14 protein-coding genes are annotated in these 14,733 nt (G+C 68.6%); 5 read left to right on the top strand and 9 right to left on the bottom strand.

Going from position 1 to position 14,733, the window contains the following annotated elements:
• Positions 1-234: 234 nt before the first annotated feature.
• The 3 genes from MVA01S_RS23090 to MVA01S_RS23080 all read right to left on the bottom strand — a co-directional run bounded on the left by MVA01S_RS23090 (position 235) and on the right by MVA01S_RS23080 (position 3,155).
• A complete protein-coding gene (locus MVA01S_RS23090; RefSeq protein WP_040540719.1) occupies positions 235-1,131 on the bottom strand; it encodes a cyclopropane mycolic acid synthase family methyltransferase in 897 nt (298 codons plus the stop codon).
• A 143-nt stretch (positions 1,132-1,274) separates the two neighbouring features.
• The gene (locus MVA01S_RS23085) at positions 1,275-2,144 is read right to left on the bottom strand and encodes a cyclopropane mycolic acid synthase family methyltransferase (RefSeq protein WP_060941708.1); all 870 of its coding nucleotides are present in this window, start codon (positions 2,142-2,144) and stop codon (positions 1,275-1,277) included.
• A 108-nt stretch (positions 2,145-2,252) separates the two neighbouring features.
• On the bottom strand, positions 2,253-3,155 hold the full coding sequence (locus tag MVA01S_RS23080) for an alpha/beta fold hydrolase (RefSeq protein ID WP_003929638.1): 903 nt from the start codon (positions 3,153-3,155) through the stop codon (positions 2,253-2,255).
• Positions 3,156-3,365: 210 nt separating this feature from the next.
• On the opposite strand from MVA01S_RS23080, the gene MVA01S_RS23075 reads away from it, so the two are divergent.
• On the top strand, positions 3,366-4,286 hold the full coding sequence (locus MVA01S_RS23075; protein WP_003929637.1) for a hypothetical protein: 921 nt from the start codon (positions 3,366-3,368) through the stop codon (positions 4,284-4,286).
• Between the two features lie 3 nt (positions 4,287-4,289).
• Here the strand turns inward: MVA01S_RS23075 and MVA01S_RS23070 are convergent, their stop codons facing one another.
• The 3 genes from MVA01S_RS23070 to MVA01S_RS23060 all read right to left on the bottom strand — a co-directional run bounded on the left by MVA01S_RS23070 (position 4,290) and on the right by MVA01S_RS23060 (position 7,122).
• The gene (locus MVA01S_RS23070) at positions 4,290-5,645 is read right to left on the bottom strand and encodes an ABC1 kinase family protein (protein ID WP_060941707.1); all 1,356 of its coding nucleotides are present in this window, start codon (positions 5,643-5,645) and stop codon (positions 4,290-4,292) included.
• 73 nt (positions 5,646-5,718) lie between these two features.
• A complete protein-coding gene (locus tag MVA01S_RS23065; protein WP_003929635.1) occupies positions 5,719-6,036 on the bottom strand; it encodes a hypothetical protein in 318 nt (105 codons plus the stop codon).
• Positions 6,037-6,111: 75 nt separating this feature from the next.
• Positions 6,112-7,122, bottom strand: coding sequence for an oxygenase MpaB family protein (locus tag MVA01S_RS23060; protein ID WP_003929634.1), 1,011 nt, complete (start codon positions 7,120-7,122; stop codon positions 6,112-6,114).
• Between the two features lie 82 nt (positions 7,123-7,204).
• Between MVA01S_RS23060 and MVA01S_RS23055 the strand changes: the two genes are divergently transcribed.
• Entirely contained in the window at positions 7,205-7,822 is a 618-nt protein-coding gene (locus MVA01S_RS23055) for a TetR/AcrR family transcriptional regulator (RefSeq protein ID WP_003929633.1), read from the top strand.
• On the opposite strand, the gene MVA01S_RS23050 is transcribed toward MVA01S_RS23055, so the two are convergent.
• Together MVA01S_RS23050 and MVA01S_RS23045 are read right to left on the bottom strand one after the other, a co-directional pair.
• Complete coding sequence (locus MVA01S_RS23050) at positions 7,795-8,412, bottom strand: DinB family protein (protein ID WP_003929632.1); 618 nt, start codon at positions 8,410-8,412, stop codon at positions 7,795-7,797. The two genes, MVA01S_RS23055 and MVA01S_RS23050, sit on opposite strands and share 28 nt — an antisense overlap.
• 1 nt (position 8,413) lies before the next feature.
• Positions 8,414-8,944 carry a DinB family protein gene (locus MVA01S_RS23045; RefSeq protein ID WP_003929631.1) on the bottom strand — a complete coding sequence of 177 codons (531 nt, stop codon included), beginning with the start codon at positions 8,942-8,944 and terminating at the stop codon, positions 8,414-8,416.
• Between the two features lie 62 nt (positions 8,945-9,006).
• On the opposite strand from MVA01S_RS23045, the gene MVA01S_RS23040 reads away from it, so the two are divergent.
• Entirely contained in the window at positions 9,007-9,960 is a 954-nt protein-coding gene (locus tag MVA01S_RS23040) for a helix-turn-helix transcriptional regulator (RefSeq protein WP_003929630.1), read from the top strand.
• 16 nt (positions 9,961-9,976) lie between these two features.
• On the opposite strand, the gene MVA01S_RS23035 is transcribed toward MVA01S_RS23040, so the two are convergent.
• Entirely contained in the window at positions 9,977-10,327 is a 351-nt protein-coding gene (locus tag MVA01S_RS23035) for a hypothetical protein (protein ID WP_003929629.1), read from the bottom strand.
• A 157-nt stretch (positions 10,328-10,484) separates the two neighbouring features.
• Between MVA01S_RS23035 and MVA01S_RS23030 the strand changes: the two genes are divergently transcribed.
• The gene (locus tag MVA01S_RS23030) at positions 10,485-14,633 is read left to right on the top strand and encodes a glycoside hydrolase family 38 N-terminal domain-containing protein (protein ID WP_003929628.1); all 4,149 of its coding nucleotides are present in this window, start codon (positions 10,485-10,487) and stop codon (positions 14,631-14,633) included.
• Positions 14,630-14,733 (top strand): DUF7158 domain-containing protein (locus tag MVA01S_RS32455; RefSeq protein ID WP_435405981.1); only part of this gene is annotated, 104 nt, incomplete at its 3' end. The genes MVA01S_RS23030 and MVA01S_RS32455, both read left to right, overlap by 4 nt.

Genomic DNA, 14,733 nt, shown 5'->3' with positions numbered 1-14,733 from the left:
ACCACGGTGGAGGACGGGACCACGGTGGAAGACGAGATAGTGACCGAGGACGAGGTCGTCACCGACGAGGACGCGGTGGCGACGGACCCCGACACCCAGGACACCCAGGACACCGGAGACGCCGAAACCACTGAAAGCACGGACAGCGAGACACCGGCTGCGGCCTAGCGCCGATATGAGGAATCCCCCGCATTCAGGCGTGCGGGGGATTCTTCGTTTCAGCTGGTGGATCGGCTATGCGGCGACCGCCGGCTTCAGGTAGGTCACCAGGCTGACGTCGATCGTCTCGTCGATGAAGTAGTACTGGCATCCCCTGAGGTAGCGCATGTACCGCTCGTAGTTCTCCTCGTCGGTCGCGGCGATCGCCGCGTCCTTGTTGGCCTCCAGGCGGTCGGCCCAGATGCCGAGGGTCTTGATGTAGTGGTTGCGCAGCGACATCGTCTCCGGCACCTGGAACCCGGCCTTCTGGCCGTGCTCCACCATCATCTGGGTCGTCGGAATGCGGCCGCCGGGGAAGATCTCGGTGATCATGAACTTGATGAAGCGGGCCAGCTCGAACGTGAGCTTCTTGCCCCGCTGCGCCAGGTCATAAGGGTGATAGCCGACGCTGCTCTGGAGGGTCATCCGGCCGTCCTCGGGCAGGATGTCGAAGCAGGTCTTGAAGAAGTCGTCGTAGCGCTCGAAGCCGAAATGCTCGAATGCCTCGATCGACACGATCCGATCGACGGGGGAGTGGAACTGCTCCCATCCCTCCAGGCGCACATCGAAGGTGCGCTCGGTGTCGATCCTGCTCAGAAGCTGGTCGCAGTAGGTCTTCTGATTCTTCGACAGGGTCAGCCCGATGACGTTGACGTCGTACTTCTCCATCGCGCGCTGCAGCGTCAGGCCCCAGCCGCAGCCGACCTCGAGCAGCGTCATACCGGGCTTGAGATCCAGCTTGTCGAGGTGCTGGTCGACGTTGGCGACCTGCGCCTCCGACAGTGTCGCGGCCGGCCCGGTGAAGTACGCGCAGCTGTACTTGCGGGTCGGATCCTGAAACACGCCGAAGAAATCGTCCGACAGATCGTAGTGAGCCTGGATGTCCTCGAAATGAGGCGTCATATCCTTGGTGCTGCTGGATTGGTCAGACATGTTTCCCCTGCTTCGCGCTTCCGACGTATGAACTGTGGAAGACCGTACCGAAGACGCGGCTCGTCCCTTCTGCAAACACGCGTCCTGAAGGCATCAGACTAGCCGTCGCCGCGTCGCGGCGGCCAACCCGGAAGGCCGCGCCGCTACTTGGCAAGGGTGAACTGGTTGACGTCGATGTAACCCACGCGGAAGCCTTTGGCGCAGCCGGTGAGATAGTGCATGTACCGGTCGTAGACCTCCTGGGACTGCACCGCGATGGCCTCGTCCCGGCGGGACTCCAGCGCTGTGGCCCAGCAATCCAGGGTGCGGGCGTAGTGCGGTTGCAGAGACTGCCTGCGGGTCAGTGTGAACCCGGCCCGGCCGGCGTGCTCTTCGACCTTCTCGATCGACGGCAGCCGGCCGCCGGGGAAGATCTCGGTCAAGATGAACTTCACGAACCGGGCCACCTCAAACGTCAACGGCATGCCCTGTTCGGCCATCTGCGGCATCGTCAGTGCGGTGATCGTGTGCAGCAGCATCACGCCGTCGTCGGGCAGCACCCGGTCGGACATCGCGAAGAAGTCGTCGTAACGGTCGAAGCCGAAGTGCTCGAACGCGCCGATCGACACGATCCGGTCCACCGGCTCGTCGAACTGCTCCCAACCGGTCAGCAGCACCCGCTTCTGCCTGTTGTCGTCAGATTCCGCGAAAACCCGCTCGACGTGAGCTTTCTGGTTCGCGCTGAGCGTCAGGCCGATGACGTCGACGTCGTACTTCTCCACCGCGCGCATCATCACCGAGCCCCAGCCGCAGCCGATGTCCAGCAGCGTCATACCTGGTTGCAAATTCAACTTTCCCAGTGCCAGATCGACTTTGGCGAGTTGGGCTTCCTCCAGCGTCATATCGTCACGCTCGAAGTACGCGCAGCTGTAGGTACGCGACGGGTCTAGAAAGAGTGCGAAGAATTCATCAGAGAGGTCGTAATGCGCCTGCACGTCGTCGAAGTGCGGCGTCAGATTTCGTTTTGCGGCCACCGTGGACCTTTCCTGCGGACACAGCCCGAAGAGGATCTCCTGTAACGGCGATCATGCCCCCAAGGCGGATGGTACGCGCAGATCTGAAACTGTGTATTGACTGAAAAGTCAAGACGCCTCGCCGAACGTGGTCTTCAGTTCGCCCACGATGTCGTCCCACAGCGGTTCAGGAAGCTCGTGGCCCATGCCGTCGAACAGAACCAGGCGGGCACCCGGTATCGCCCGCGCGATGGCGCGGCCGCCGGACGGCCGCATCAACTTGTCGGCCTTGCCGTGCATCACGACAGTGGGCGCGGTGATCTGCCGGTCGTAGTGCCGCAGACTTCCGCTTCCCAGGATCGCGGCGAAGTGCCGGGCCACCCCGGCCGGGTAGTAGCAGCGGTCATACCCCTCGATCGCGTCGGCGCGCAGCCGTTCCCCGTCGGCGGGGTATCCCGGGCTGCCGATGATGCGGGCCACCCGGACCGCGTTCTCGATCACCGCTTCACGGTCAGATCCCTTGGGGCGCTGCAGAATTGCAGCCAACTGACGCGGCCCCGGGGGTGGCAGCGCAGCCTGGTTGTTGCTGGAGAAGATCACTCCGAGCGACTTGGTGCGGGCGCGGTGGCGGGCCGCGAAGATCTGGGCGATCATCCCGCCCATCGATCCGCCGACCACGTGGGCGCTGTCGACGGCCAGGTGGTCGAGCAGCGCGGCGGCGTCGTCGGCCATATCCTCCAGCGTGTACGCGGCCGGGCTGCGCAGCCCGGCCAGCGACCGCGCCATCCGAGGCACCAGCGGCGCGCCGGCGTGATGGTGGGGCAGCTTGCTGGACAGCCCGACGTCACGGTTGTCGAACCGGATCACCCGCAGGCCCTGGTCGACGAGCTTCTCGCAGAACCCGGCGCGCCACAGAATCAACTGCGCGCCCAGACCCATGATCAGCAGCACGGCCGGATCGTTGCGGTCCCCCATGTCCTCGTAGTGGATGTGCAGATCGCCTGACGGCGCCTTGCCTTCCCGGACCTCCACCAAACCTCCACCTCTCCGCGCGACTGACTGTGCCCGGCTAACCACTATGCCGGTGCGCCCGACCTGCGCGAGTGCGAGGTGGGTGCCCCGGCAGGAAACCCGTGTGAGAAGCCAAGCGCGCGTGTAGCGTCTTGCGCGACGTGCCGCAACAGGGGATTGACGGCGAAGGGGCCGGCATTCATGGGGAGAAGATCGTTCGCGCTGCGTGACATGGCCGCTGATGTGAAGGCGGCGACGCTGGGCAGAGCCGCGAAGCTGGCCAGGGCGATCGACCACATGCCGCCCGCGGGCGCCGAGGTGCGCCTGCAACAACTGCAGCTGCTGATGCAGTACCGCGGAATGCGATCGGCGCCAAGCGAGTTGCCCGGTCTCGCCGACGTGAGGTTCGACATCTTCACCCCTGACGGCGAGGACGGCGCTCTCCTCTACATTTTCGGGCTCATCGGTTTCTCCTCGCGCCGCTGCGTCGACATCGGTGGGGCGGGCGTCACCGCCAGCAACACCGCCAACCTGATCGTCAACCACGATTTCCAGGGTCTGGTGCTCGACGGAAACGAGCACGGACTCGCGCGCACCGCACGCGCCTACCGGCGGTACAACACCGCGCACGCTCCTCAGTGCGTGCCGGCGTGGATCACCCGTGACAACGTCAACGACCTGCTTGCCGAACACGGGGTGGTGGGTGAGATCGACCTGCTCTCACTGGATATGGACGGCGTCGACTGGTGGATCCTGGACGCGCTGGAAGTCGTCGATCCCCGCGTCATCGTGGTGGAGTACCAGGACATCCTGGGTCCGGAACGGGCGTGGACGGTGCCGTATCGCCCGGACTTCAATTTCCGCGAGTACCCGGTCAACGACGGCGGCGCGTACGACTACTGCGGCGCCGGGTTGTCCTCTTTCGTGCATGTACTCAAGCCGCGGGGCTACCGCCTGGTGGGCTGTAACCGGGCCGGGTACAACGCTTTCTTCGTCCGGTCAGACGAGGCCGGTGACATGTTGCCCGAGGTCGGAGTCGAGTCGTGCTTCGTGTCGCCGTGGAACCGCTACGGCATGGAGCACCGATTTCCCCGCGTCGCGGACATGGACTGGACCGACGTCACCGAGGTGCTCACCGCACGCGTTCGTTAAAGGTCAGGCGTCGAGGTCGTCGGAGTGCTCGCGCGACACCTCGACCATGAAGTCCGCGAAGTAACCGGTCAGCGACGGGTCGCTCATCATCTGCCAGTTGGGCGCCAGCAGCTTCATGTAGCGCTCGACGTAGAGGAACTGCTTGCCGATCAGCACCAGTTCGCGTGGCAGTTTCACGTCGTAGGCGTCAGCGAGTGCCGAGAGCTGCTTGCCGATCTCGGCGTAGCTGAGATCGCCCAGCGACTTCAGCGTCAGCGGGGTGGCGAACTTCTCCAGGTCCTTGGCGGCCTCGGCTTCGGGCTTGACGGTGCCGACGGCGCCCATCAGCACGACGATCTTGCCGGCGGCGGCGTGGTCCTTCTTGACCAGCAGCGCGTACACCAGCTCGCGCAGCAGCCAGCGGGTGCGCGGATCGATGCGGCCCATGATGCCGAAGTCGAAGAACACGATCTTGCCGTCGTCGTCGACGTAAAGATTGCCTGCGTGCAGGTCGCCGTGGAACAAGCCGTGTCGCAGGCCGCCTTCGAACAAGCTGAACAGCAGCGCCTTGACCAACTCGGTGCCGTCGAAGCCCTTCTTGCGGATCGCGGCGACGTCATCGATACGCACGCCCGTCACGCGCTCCATCGTCAGCACCCGCTCGCTGGTCAGGTCCCAGTACACCTGAGGCACCCGGATGTTGCGGCCCAGCGGTGACGCGTGCATGTGCGCGACCCACGCGTCCATCGACTGCGCCTCCAGCCGGAAATCCAGCTCCTCGGCCAGGTTGTCGGCGAAGTCGGCCACCACGTCCTGCGCCGAGAGTCGCTGCCCGAGCTTGGCGAACTCGACCACCCGGGCGCCCCGCTTGAGGATCTGCAGGTCGGCGGCCACGCGGCGGCGGATACCCGGGCGCTGGATCTTGACCACGACCTCCTCGCCGGTGTGCAGGGTGGCGTAATGCACCTGCGCGATCGAGGCCGAAGCGAACGGCTGGTCGTCGAACGACTTGAACAGGTTCTGCGGCTCGTCGCCGAGTTCCTCGCGCAACAGCTTGTGCACGGCCTCGTTGTCGGCCGGCGGCACCCGGTCCAGCAGGCTGCGGAATTCGCGGCTCAGCGGTTCGCCGAACGCGCCCGGGCTGGAGGCGATGATCTGGCCGAATTTGACGTAGGTGGGGCCGAGGTCGGCGAACGCCTGCGGGACCTCTTTGACGATCTTCTGCTGGAGGGAGCCGCGCCGGGTCAGTTTGGACAGGACGCGGGCGCCGGTGCGGGTGATCTGCCAACCGGTCGCTCCGATGCGGGCTGCTTCGGCCGGAAGGGATATCCGGTCCAGCCTGGCAACCTCGCGGTGAGGGGGTTTCCGCGGTGCAGTCATATCTTGCAGTGTCTCAAAAGCCACGGCCGCGTGAAAAAGCTGTGAACGGGCTCACAGTCACGGGTGCCCGGGCTCAGGCGGTGCACATTCCCGGCGGGGCGACGGCGACCGCAGCCGAGGTCTGCGGGGTGAGCTTGGCGCCCGGTGACGGTTTCTGCCCGCACACCTCCCACGTCGCCGGGTTCATCGGGGTGTGCGCGGTCGTGTTGATGACCCTGGTGCCGAGCTCGCGTCCGGTCATCCCGGCAAACGTCTCCTTGGCGCTCTGCAACGTCATGCCGTCGAACGAGGGCATCTCCAGCGGCTCGGGCTGGGCCGTCGCGGTGGCCGTTCCGAAAGCGCCGGCAGCCAGCGTGGCCGCCGCGAAGCCCGCGGCGAGGAACTTTCTCATCGATCTCCCCCTCAGAGAATTGCGTCTGAACGCGTTCGCCCCCCGGCGCCCTTCACGCTAACCCATTTGCCGCGCTCAGGCGAAGGCGTCTTCGAGTTCGGTGCGGCTGCGCACCGGATCGTCGCCCGGCTGGTAGCTCGGCACCGTGTGCGGCGCGAGCGCGGGGTCGACGCCGTCGGCGACTCGTGCCTTGGCCTGTTCGAATTCGGGCACCGGACCGGATGCGGCGTGCAGCCCGTTGATGACCGACCACACCATCGCGCGGCGCGCGGTGCGCTCGACGATGTTGGGATCGCGGTGCTGGATCAGCCCTTTGGCCCAGCCCGGCATGGCATCGCGCATCGCCCAGTTCACCGCGGCCTGCGGCAACGGCAGGTGGGGGCCGGTGGCCACCGCGGTGCCGTAGGTGACCGCCAGCTTGGGTAGGTAGGACTTCAGGCAGTCCAGCGTCTCCTGCTTGGTGGCGGGCAGGTCGGTGCCACCGAGGGCATGCCCGACACGGACGAACTCGCCGTAGTAGCGGTCGAGCTTCTTCCCGCGCAGCGGCTGCGGATGGTAGAGCTCGTGTGCGGTGGCGATGCCCCACACCACCGTCGCGTAATTCCACCGGAGCCATTCGGGGTCGTCGGCGTCGTAGCGTGCCCCGTCCGGGCGGGTGCCCTTGACCGTGTGGTGCATCGAGCGCACCGCCAGCGCGAGTCGCTCGGCCGTCTCGGTGGAGCCGTAGGCGGTGCCGATGAAGAACGCGACCGAGTGCCCGAGCCGGATCAGCGCACCCTTCGGATCGATGACGGGCATCGGATCGTTCTTGGTCTCCGGTTTGACCAGCCGGGAGTGGTGGATGCCCATCCAGTAGATGGACGGGTCGAGACGCTCGATGAACGCCGCGCACTGCAGGCCGAACACCAGGGTCTCCATGTGGGAGTGCACGTGCCACACCGCGCTGCCGGGGCCGAACCAGCCGGGGTCGCCGATCGGGCCTGCGAAGTTCATGCCCTTGAAGAAGTTCCGGCGGATGCCCTGGTCGAACCGCTTGTCCACCTCGTTCTGCACGAGCTGCTGGGCGATCTGGTGCGGCAGGAACATGCGGCGTCTCCAAACATTGGTCACGGGTGTGCCCAGAATACTGCTTGGTCACGCCTGTGGCCAGAACCACTACGCTGTAGCGGTGTCCGGTGCCGAATCCACCTCGGCGGCCCCGACCCGGTGGGCCGGCGTGTCGTTGGCCGACCGCCGCGCCGAACGCCGGGGGCTGCTGGTCGACGCCGCGTTCCGGCTGTTCGGCGACGGCGGCGAGGCTGCGCTGTCGGTGCGCTCGGTGTCGCGGGAAGCCGGGCTGAACACCCGCTACTTCTACGAGAGCTTCAGCGGCACCGACGATCTGCTCGGCGCGGTGTACGACCGGGTGAGCGCGGAACTGGCGGCGGTGGTCGGGAACGCCATGTCGCGCGCCGGCGAGTCGCTGCCGGAGCGCACCCGCGCCGGCATGACCGCCGTCCTGCATTTCAGCTCCGCCGACCCGCGCCGGGGCCGGGTGCTGTTCACCGACGCGCGGACCCACCCGGTGCTGACCGCCCGCCGGGCCGCGACCCAGGATCTGCTGCGGGAAGCGGTGCTGACGGAAGGCTGGCGTCTGCACCCCGGCTCCGATCCGACCGCCGCGATGGTCGGTGCCGCGATGTACACCGGCGCGATGGCCGAACTGGCCCAGCAGTGGCTGGCCGGGCGCCTCGGCGACGACCTCGACGCCGTCGTCGGCTACGCGCTGCGACTCGTACTGCGCTGAGCCGGAGCCCAAGGCTTGAGCCACTCCGTCGCGGGCCAGCCCTCCAGGCCGGCCAGCAATTCGTAGAGCGTGGCGCCGTCGATGCTCTCCCGGATGATGTCGCCATGACCTGCGTGCCGGGCCAGTTCCTCGATCATGTGGAAGACGACCCAGCGCACCGACCAGGCGTCGACATCCTTGGGGAACCACGGCGCGTGCTGCGGAACCGGCACCGCCGCACCGAGATCGACGGTCTCGACCAGCCGGATCGTCTCGGCGTTCTGCCGGTCGAGCGCGGCGAGCAGGTCGGCGAGGGTCTCGTCGTCGCGCATCACGAAGTCGTCGCCGTACGCGGCGGCCTGGTCGGCCATCGGGCGGGTGTCGCTCTCGCACATCTGCGGCGCGGCGGCCACCCGCTCCATCCACCCGCGCTGGCAGTTCGTCACGTGCTTGATCAGACCGCCGATGGACAGCGCGCTGACCGACGGCGTCGACCGTGCCTGCTCGTCGGTGAGTCCGTACGCGATCGCGTGGAACGCGTACTGCTGGGCGCGCAGGTACTCCTTGAGTCCGGCGCGTTCGTCGGCGATCGGCGGGGGCATGGCGGCCATCTCAGTTCTCCTTCGTCGTGGTGTGGGTGAAAAGGTCACGGAGCAAAGCGATCTCGGCTCCGTGGTGGATCACTTCGCGATTGATGTGCAGGATCAGTGTCGACATCGGGGCGGCCGCCCACGACCCCTCGGCGGGGCCGCACGGCGTGGCCAGGGCGGCGTCGGTCAGCTCGCGCACGCCCGTCATCCAGCCCCGGTAGGCGTCGTCGAGCTGCCCGAGCGCGGTCTCGGCGTCCGTCGCGAACGGCCAGGTCTGGTAATCGGCCGGCGGCCCGCCGAAATGGGAGTGGGTGCGCGCGGCCAGGACGCCGACGATCACGTGGGCCATCCGCCACGCGATCGTGGTCAACGGCGCCGGGTCGGGTGGCGGATATTCGTAGTCGACACCCCCGTCGCGGTGCACCGTCCAGCAGCCGGGCGCCGGTTCGAAGAAATACTCGTCGTCGGTGAGGTCGTCGAGGCGCGGCCGCAGCTGCTGCGTCCAGTGCCAGTCGAGCTGATCTGCCAGCTGCGTGGTCATGTCGTTGCCCATGCGATTCACTCTCGCAGCCATTTAGGACAGTTTCTGTCCTCAGAGTGGGGCAGACTCACGGTATGGCGGAGACGACCGGCCGGGTGCTGCAACTACTGGGGCTCTTGCAGTCGCGCCGTGTCTGGAGCGGCGAGGCGCTGGCCGAACGACTCGGGGTGACCACGCGCAGCGTTCGCCGCGACGTGGACCGCCTGCGCGAACTGGGTTATCCGGTGCACGCCAGCACCGGGCACGGAGGCGGTTACCAGCTGGGCGCGGGCGCGGCGCTGCCGCCGCTGCTGCTCGACCCCGACGAGGCCGTCGCCATGGCGGTGTGCCTGCGCGTGGCCGCGGGCGGCAGCGTGGCCGGGGTGGGGGAGTCGGCGCTACGGGCCCTGACCAAGTTGGATCAGGTCATGCCCGCGCGGCTGCGGTCACAGGTGGCGGCCGTCCACCAGGCGACGGTGACGCTGGGAGCCGCGACCGATACGCCCGTCGAGCCTGACGTGCTGATGACGCTGGCCCGGGCCAGCCGGGACCACGAGCACGTCGAGGCCGGATACGTGGACATGCACGGCCGGGCCAGCCGGCGACGGCTGGAGCCCTACCAGCTGGTGACCACGGGGCGGCGCTGGTACCTGTTGTGCTTCGACCGCGACCGTGACGACTGGCGCAGCCTGCGGCTGGACCGGATGTCGGAGGTACGCGCGGTGGGCACCACCTTCCGGCCGCGGGAGGCGCCGGATGCGGCGACCTACGTGCGCAGGGCCATCTCGTCGTCGCCCTACCGACACGTGGCGCGGGTGCGGTACAGCGCACCGCACGACGTGGTGGAGCGGGCATTTCCCGCGGCGTCGGTGCAGGTGGAGCCGGACGGTCCCGACGCGTGCGTCGTGACCGTGGGCGGCGACGACCCCGAGGGCATGGTCCCGTGGCTGGCGATGCCGGGGTGTGACTTCGAGGTGCTGGAACCGCCCGAGGTCATCGAGGCGGTGCGGGTGGTCGCCGACCGGATAGCCGGCGCCGCCCGACGCTGACGGTCAGACCGTCAGATCACCAGTCGCCGATGGCCGGACCCGAGGGGAAACCACCGCGGAACGGGCGGGACTTGGAGCCGACGATCGCCATCGTGCCGTCGCGGACCTCGCCCTGGGCGCTGACCACACCGGCGTCGCCGACGCGCGCCTCGGAGATGCCACGCGCGACACCGAAGTCGTTGATCCGGATCACCGAGTTCTCGGAGGCCTGCCGGCTCTTCACGGTGGGGCCGGGACCGACCTTGCGGACGTCGGCCTCAGCCGAACCGGCGCCCAAGCCCAGGAACGCTGCCGCGCCGAACGCGCCGAGGCCGACAATTCCAAGCGCTTTCGCGCTGCTGACCAGGACTCGGGTGGATACCGGCATCGGCGTCTCCTTCAGTTACGAGTTCACGAACGTTTCGTGCGGGGAATCGTTCGACTATGTCACATTCGTTACACCGACAAGGAGTTCCCTGTGAATTGCCTGGACGTCGGTACATCATCGCCCACGTTCGGGCTGGGTGACGTCTTAGGGTGCTGAGGTGGACCTCACCTCCGCCGAATCGACGGAGCTGTTCACCGGACCCTCGGACGCCCCGCTCCAGGTGGTGCGGGTCAACTACCGCGGCGCCGTGGCGCCGACGCCGGTAGACGTGACGGGTCCAGGCCTGCAGACCGTCGGCGAGGCGGAGGCCCGCCCGGACGCGACGACGGTCGAGGTGTCCGTCCGGGTCAGTGGTCCTGTACCGGGCAGGGTGCGCACGGCGCGGGCGGTGGCAGGCTCTGCGTCGGTCGACTTCGACTTCGTGGATGCCGAACCCGGCTGGACGATGTTCATGGTCAGCCACTTCCACTACGACCCGGTGTGGTGGAACACCCAGGCCGCCTACACCAGCACGTGGACCGAGGACCCGCCCGGACGCTGCCGGCAGACCAACGGCTTCGAACTGGTCAGCGCGCACCTGGAAGCGGCCAGGCGCGAACCGGAGTACAAGTTCGTGCTCGCCGAGGTCGACTACCTCAAGCCGTACTGGGACACCCACCCCGAGGACCGGGCGGACCTGCGCAGGCTTCTCGCCGAGGGGCGGGTGGAGATCATGGGCGGCACCTACAACGAGCCGAACACCAACCTCACCGGCCCGGAGACCGCGATCCGCAACTTCGTGCACGGCATCGGCTTCCAGCGCGACGTGCTGGGTGGCGACCCCGCCACCGCTTGGCAGCTCGACGTGTTCGGCCACGACCCGCAGTTCCCGGCGATGGCCGCCGACGCCGGGCTGACGTCCAGTTCGTGGGCGCGCGGTCCCTTCCACCAGTGGGGCCCGATGGCCAGCCCGATCACCTCCGTCGACGGGCAGGCCGGCGACGCCGCCCGGATGCAGTTCGCCAGCGAATTCGACTGGCTCGCCCCGTCCGGACGTGGGGTGCTCACCCACTACATGCCCGCGCACTACGCGGGGGGCTGGTGGATGGACTCGTCGCCGTCGCTGGCCGAGGCCGAGGACGCCACCTACGACCTGTTCGTCCGGATGAAGAAGGTCGCGCTGACCCGCAACGTGCTGTTGCCCGTCGGCACCGATTACACCCCGCCCAACAAATGGGTGACCGACATCCACCGCGACTGGAACGCCCGTTACACGTGGCCGAGGTTCGTCTGCGCGTTGCCGCGCGAGTTCTTCGCCGCGGTGCGGGCCGAACTGGCCGCCACCGGCGAGGTGCCGTCGCCGCAGACCCGGGACATGAACCCGATCTACACCGGCAAGGACGTGTCCTACATCGACACCAAGCAGGCCAACCGCGCCGCCGAACTCACGGTGCTGGAGGGCGAGCAGTTCGCGGTGTTCGCCGGCCTGTTGACCGGTGCGAGCTATCCCGAGGCGGCACTGGCCAAGGCCTGGGTGCAGCTGGCCTTCGGTGCCCACCACGACGGCATCACCGGCTCGGAGTCCGACCAGGTCTACCTCGACCTGCTCACCGGCTGGCGGGACGCCTGGCAGCTGGGCACCGCCGCGCGCGACCGCTCCCTGCAACTGCTCTCAGACGCCGTAGACGCTGTAGACGGCTCCGAATCCGCGGTGGTGGTGTGGAATACGTTGTCGCATAACCGTTCCGACATCGTCACGGTAGGCCTGGCCGAGCCGTTCGCGGGCCGGGTCGTCGACACCGACGGGCAGCCGGTGCCGTCGCTGAGCGCGCACGGCGGGCACTCGCTGACCTGGCTGGCCCGCGATGTGCCGTCGCTGGGCTGGCGGTCCTACCGGCTGGTGCCCGATGGTCCCTCGTCGACGTGGGTAGCGGTCGACGGCGCCGCGATCGGCAACGAGCACTTCCGGCTCGTCGTCGACGGCGAGCGCGGCGGCGCGGTCAGTTCGTTGGTCGCCGACGGCCGCGAACTCATCGCCGACGGCCGCGTCGGCAACGAACTCGCGGTCTACGACGAGTATCCGGCGCATCCCGCGGCTGGGGAGGGTCCCTGGCACCTGTTGCCCAGCGGGCCGGTCGTCACCTCGGCGCAGCAGCCCGCGACATCGGTGCGCAGCTGGCGCAGTGACCTCGGCGAGCGCATCGTGGTCACCGGGGAGATCCCCGGGATTCTGCGCTACACGCAGACTTTGACGTTGTGGCGGGGTGTCGACCGGGTGGACTGCCGCACCACGATCGACGGCTTCGCCGGACAGGACCGGCTGCTGCGGCTGCGCTGGCCCTGCCCGGTGCCCGGCGCGATGCCGGTCAGCGAGGTCGGCAGCGCGGTGATCGGCCGCGGTTTCGGCCTGCTTCACCCACCGGGCTCGCCGGAGTCGGTCGATACCGCGAAGTTTCCGTACACGCTGGACAATCCGGCCTACGGCTGGTTCGGGCTGTCCTCGACGCTGCGGGTGCGCTTCCGCGGCGGATCGGTGCGCGCGGTGGCGGTCGCGGAGGTGATCTGTCCGGCAGTCGACGACGCGGTCCGTGAGCTGATCGCCGCGCTCGGGCGGGCGGGGGTGACCGCGACGTGCAGCGAGGCCGGGGCGCCGCGGTACGGCGATCTGTCCGTCGACTCCAACCTGCCCGACGTGCGGATCAGCATCGGTGGTCCGGACGAGAACGCCTTCACCGCAAAGGTTCTCGACGGCCGTCGGGACGCGCGGGTCTGGGTGCCTGCCGGCCGCCCGTTGCGCGAGGTGTGGGTGCCCGGCGCCGACCTGCGCGACCCCGCCGCGTTGCCGGTGCTGGTCCTCGGCGCCGACGGCGACACCGCGGCCGCGGTGGCCGCGCTCGTCGACGACCTGGCCGATGCCGAGATCACGGTCGACCAGGACGTCGTGGAACCGTTCGAGTCCCGCACCGTGTCGGTGATCAACCGCGGCGTGCCCGGGTTCGCGGTCGAAATCGACGGCACCCTGCACTCGTCGCTGATGCGCTCCTGCAGTGGGTGGCCGTCGGGAACCTGGATCGATCCGCCGCGGCGCACCGCCCCGGACGGGTCGAACTTCCAGCTGCAGCACTGGACCCACACCTTCGACTATGCGCTGGTCTCCGGCGCCGGCGATTGGCGCGACTGTGACATGCCCTCTCGCAGTGCGGAATTCAATCAACCGCTGCTCGGTGTGCAGGCTCGGCACGACCCCGGGGCCGGAGGTCTGCCGCCCTCGGGTGCCCTGTTGGAGGTCCACCCCGAACGCGCGGTGCGCGTCGGCGCGCTCAAGGCCGCGGGGAACCCGACCGCGCACGGCAGCGGCAGGCCCGCCGACCCCGGCGCCGGGGTGGTGGTGCGGGTTGTCGAGACGCTGGGCCGTGCCACGGAGGTCTCGGTGCAGTCCGGGCTGCGGCACCTGGAGGCACCGCAGCGGATGAACCTGATCGAGGAACCGGTCGTCGCCGCCGACGGACTGCTGCACGGATACGAAACAGCCACGCTGCGAACCCAACTGAACCTGTCCCGGGTCGCCGACGCCGACCAGGTGTCGCTGTGCCCCGACGCCGAACCGGTGCAACCGCTCTACGCGAGGTACTGGTTGCACAACCGCGGGCCCGCGCCGCTGGGCGGACTGCCCGCGGTGGCGCACCTGCACCCGCACCGGGTGGATGCCGGCGCCGGTGAGGTCGTCGCGCTGAGGCTCACCGCGGTCAGTGACGCCACCGACACCGCGCTGCACGGCCTGGTGCGGGTGCTCGCGCCGTCGGGCTGGGACGTCGGGGTCGAGGAGCTGCCGTTCGTACTGCCGCCCGGGGAGTACCTGGAATCGACGGTCGAAGTCGCCGTGCCCGCCGGGGCCACCGGTCTCTACCCGGTGCGCGCGGAGCTTGCGGCCACCGGCGCTGCGATACCGGCCTCGTGGCATCAGACCGTCGAGGACGTGGCCGTGCTGTCGGTGGGCCGGCACGACGACAGGCTGCTGCGGCTGGTCGCCGACCCGCGCGACGTGGACGTCGCGGCGGGCTCGGTGGCGCAGCTCAGCGTCACCGTCGGCACCGACGCGTACACCGACCTGACCGTCGAAGCCCACCTGATCTCCCCGTGGGGTACCTGGGAGTGGTTGACGCCCAACATCACCGGCGGCTCCGTCCCGCCGCGGGGCACGCTGGAACTCGTGTTCGACGTCGCGCCGCCGGCGTGGACCGAACCGGGCCGGTGGTGGGCGTTGGTGCGGATCGCCGCCGCCGGGGAGCTGGTGTACTCACCGGCGGTCCGGGTGACGGTGCGATGAGCGCCGTCGCGGCGACCGTCGGGTCGCAGGTCCTCACCATCGCCGACGTCGACGCCCGCGAACGCGCCGTGCGGGCGGGACCGCTGCGGCACGCGCTGCC

The organism is Mycolicibacterium vaccae NBRC 14118 = CIP 105934 (assembly GCF_001552715.1).
Classification (GTDB): domain Bacteria; phylum Actinomycetota; class Actinomycetes; order Mycobacteriales; family Mycobacteriaceae; genus Mycobacterium; species Mycobacterium vaccae.
This window is presented reverse-complemented; position numbering and strand designations above follow the sequence as displayed.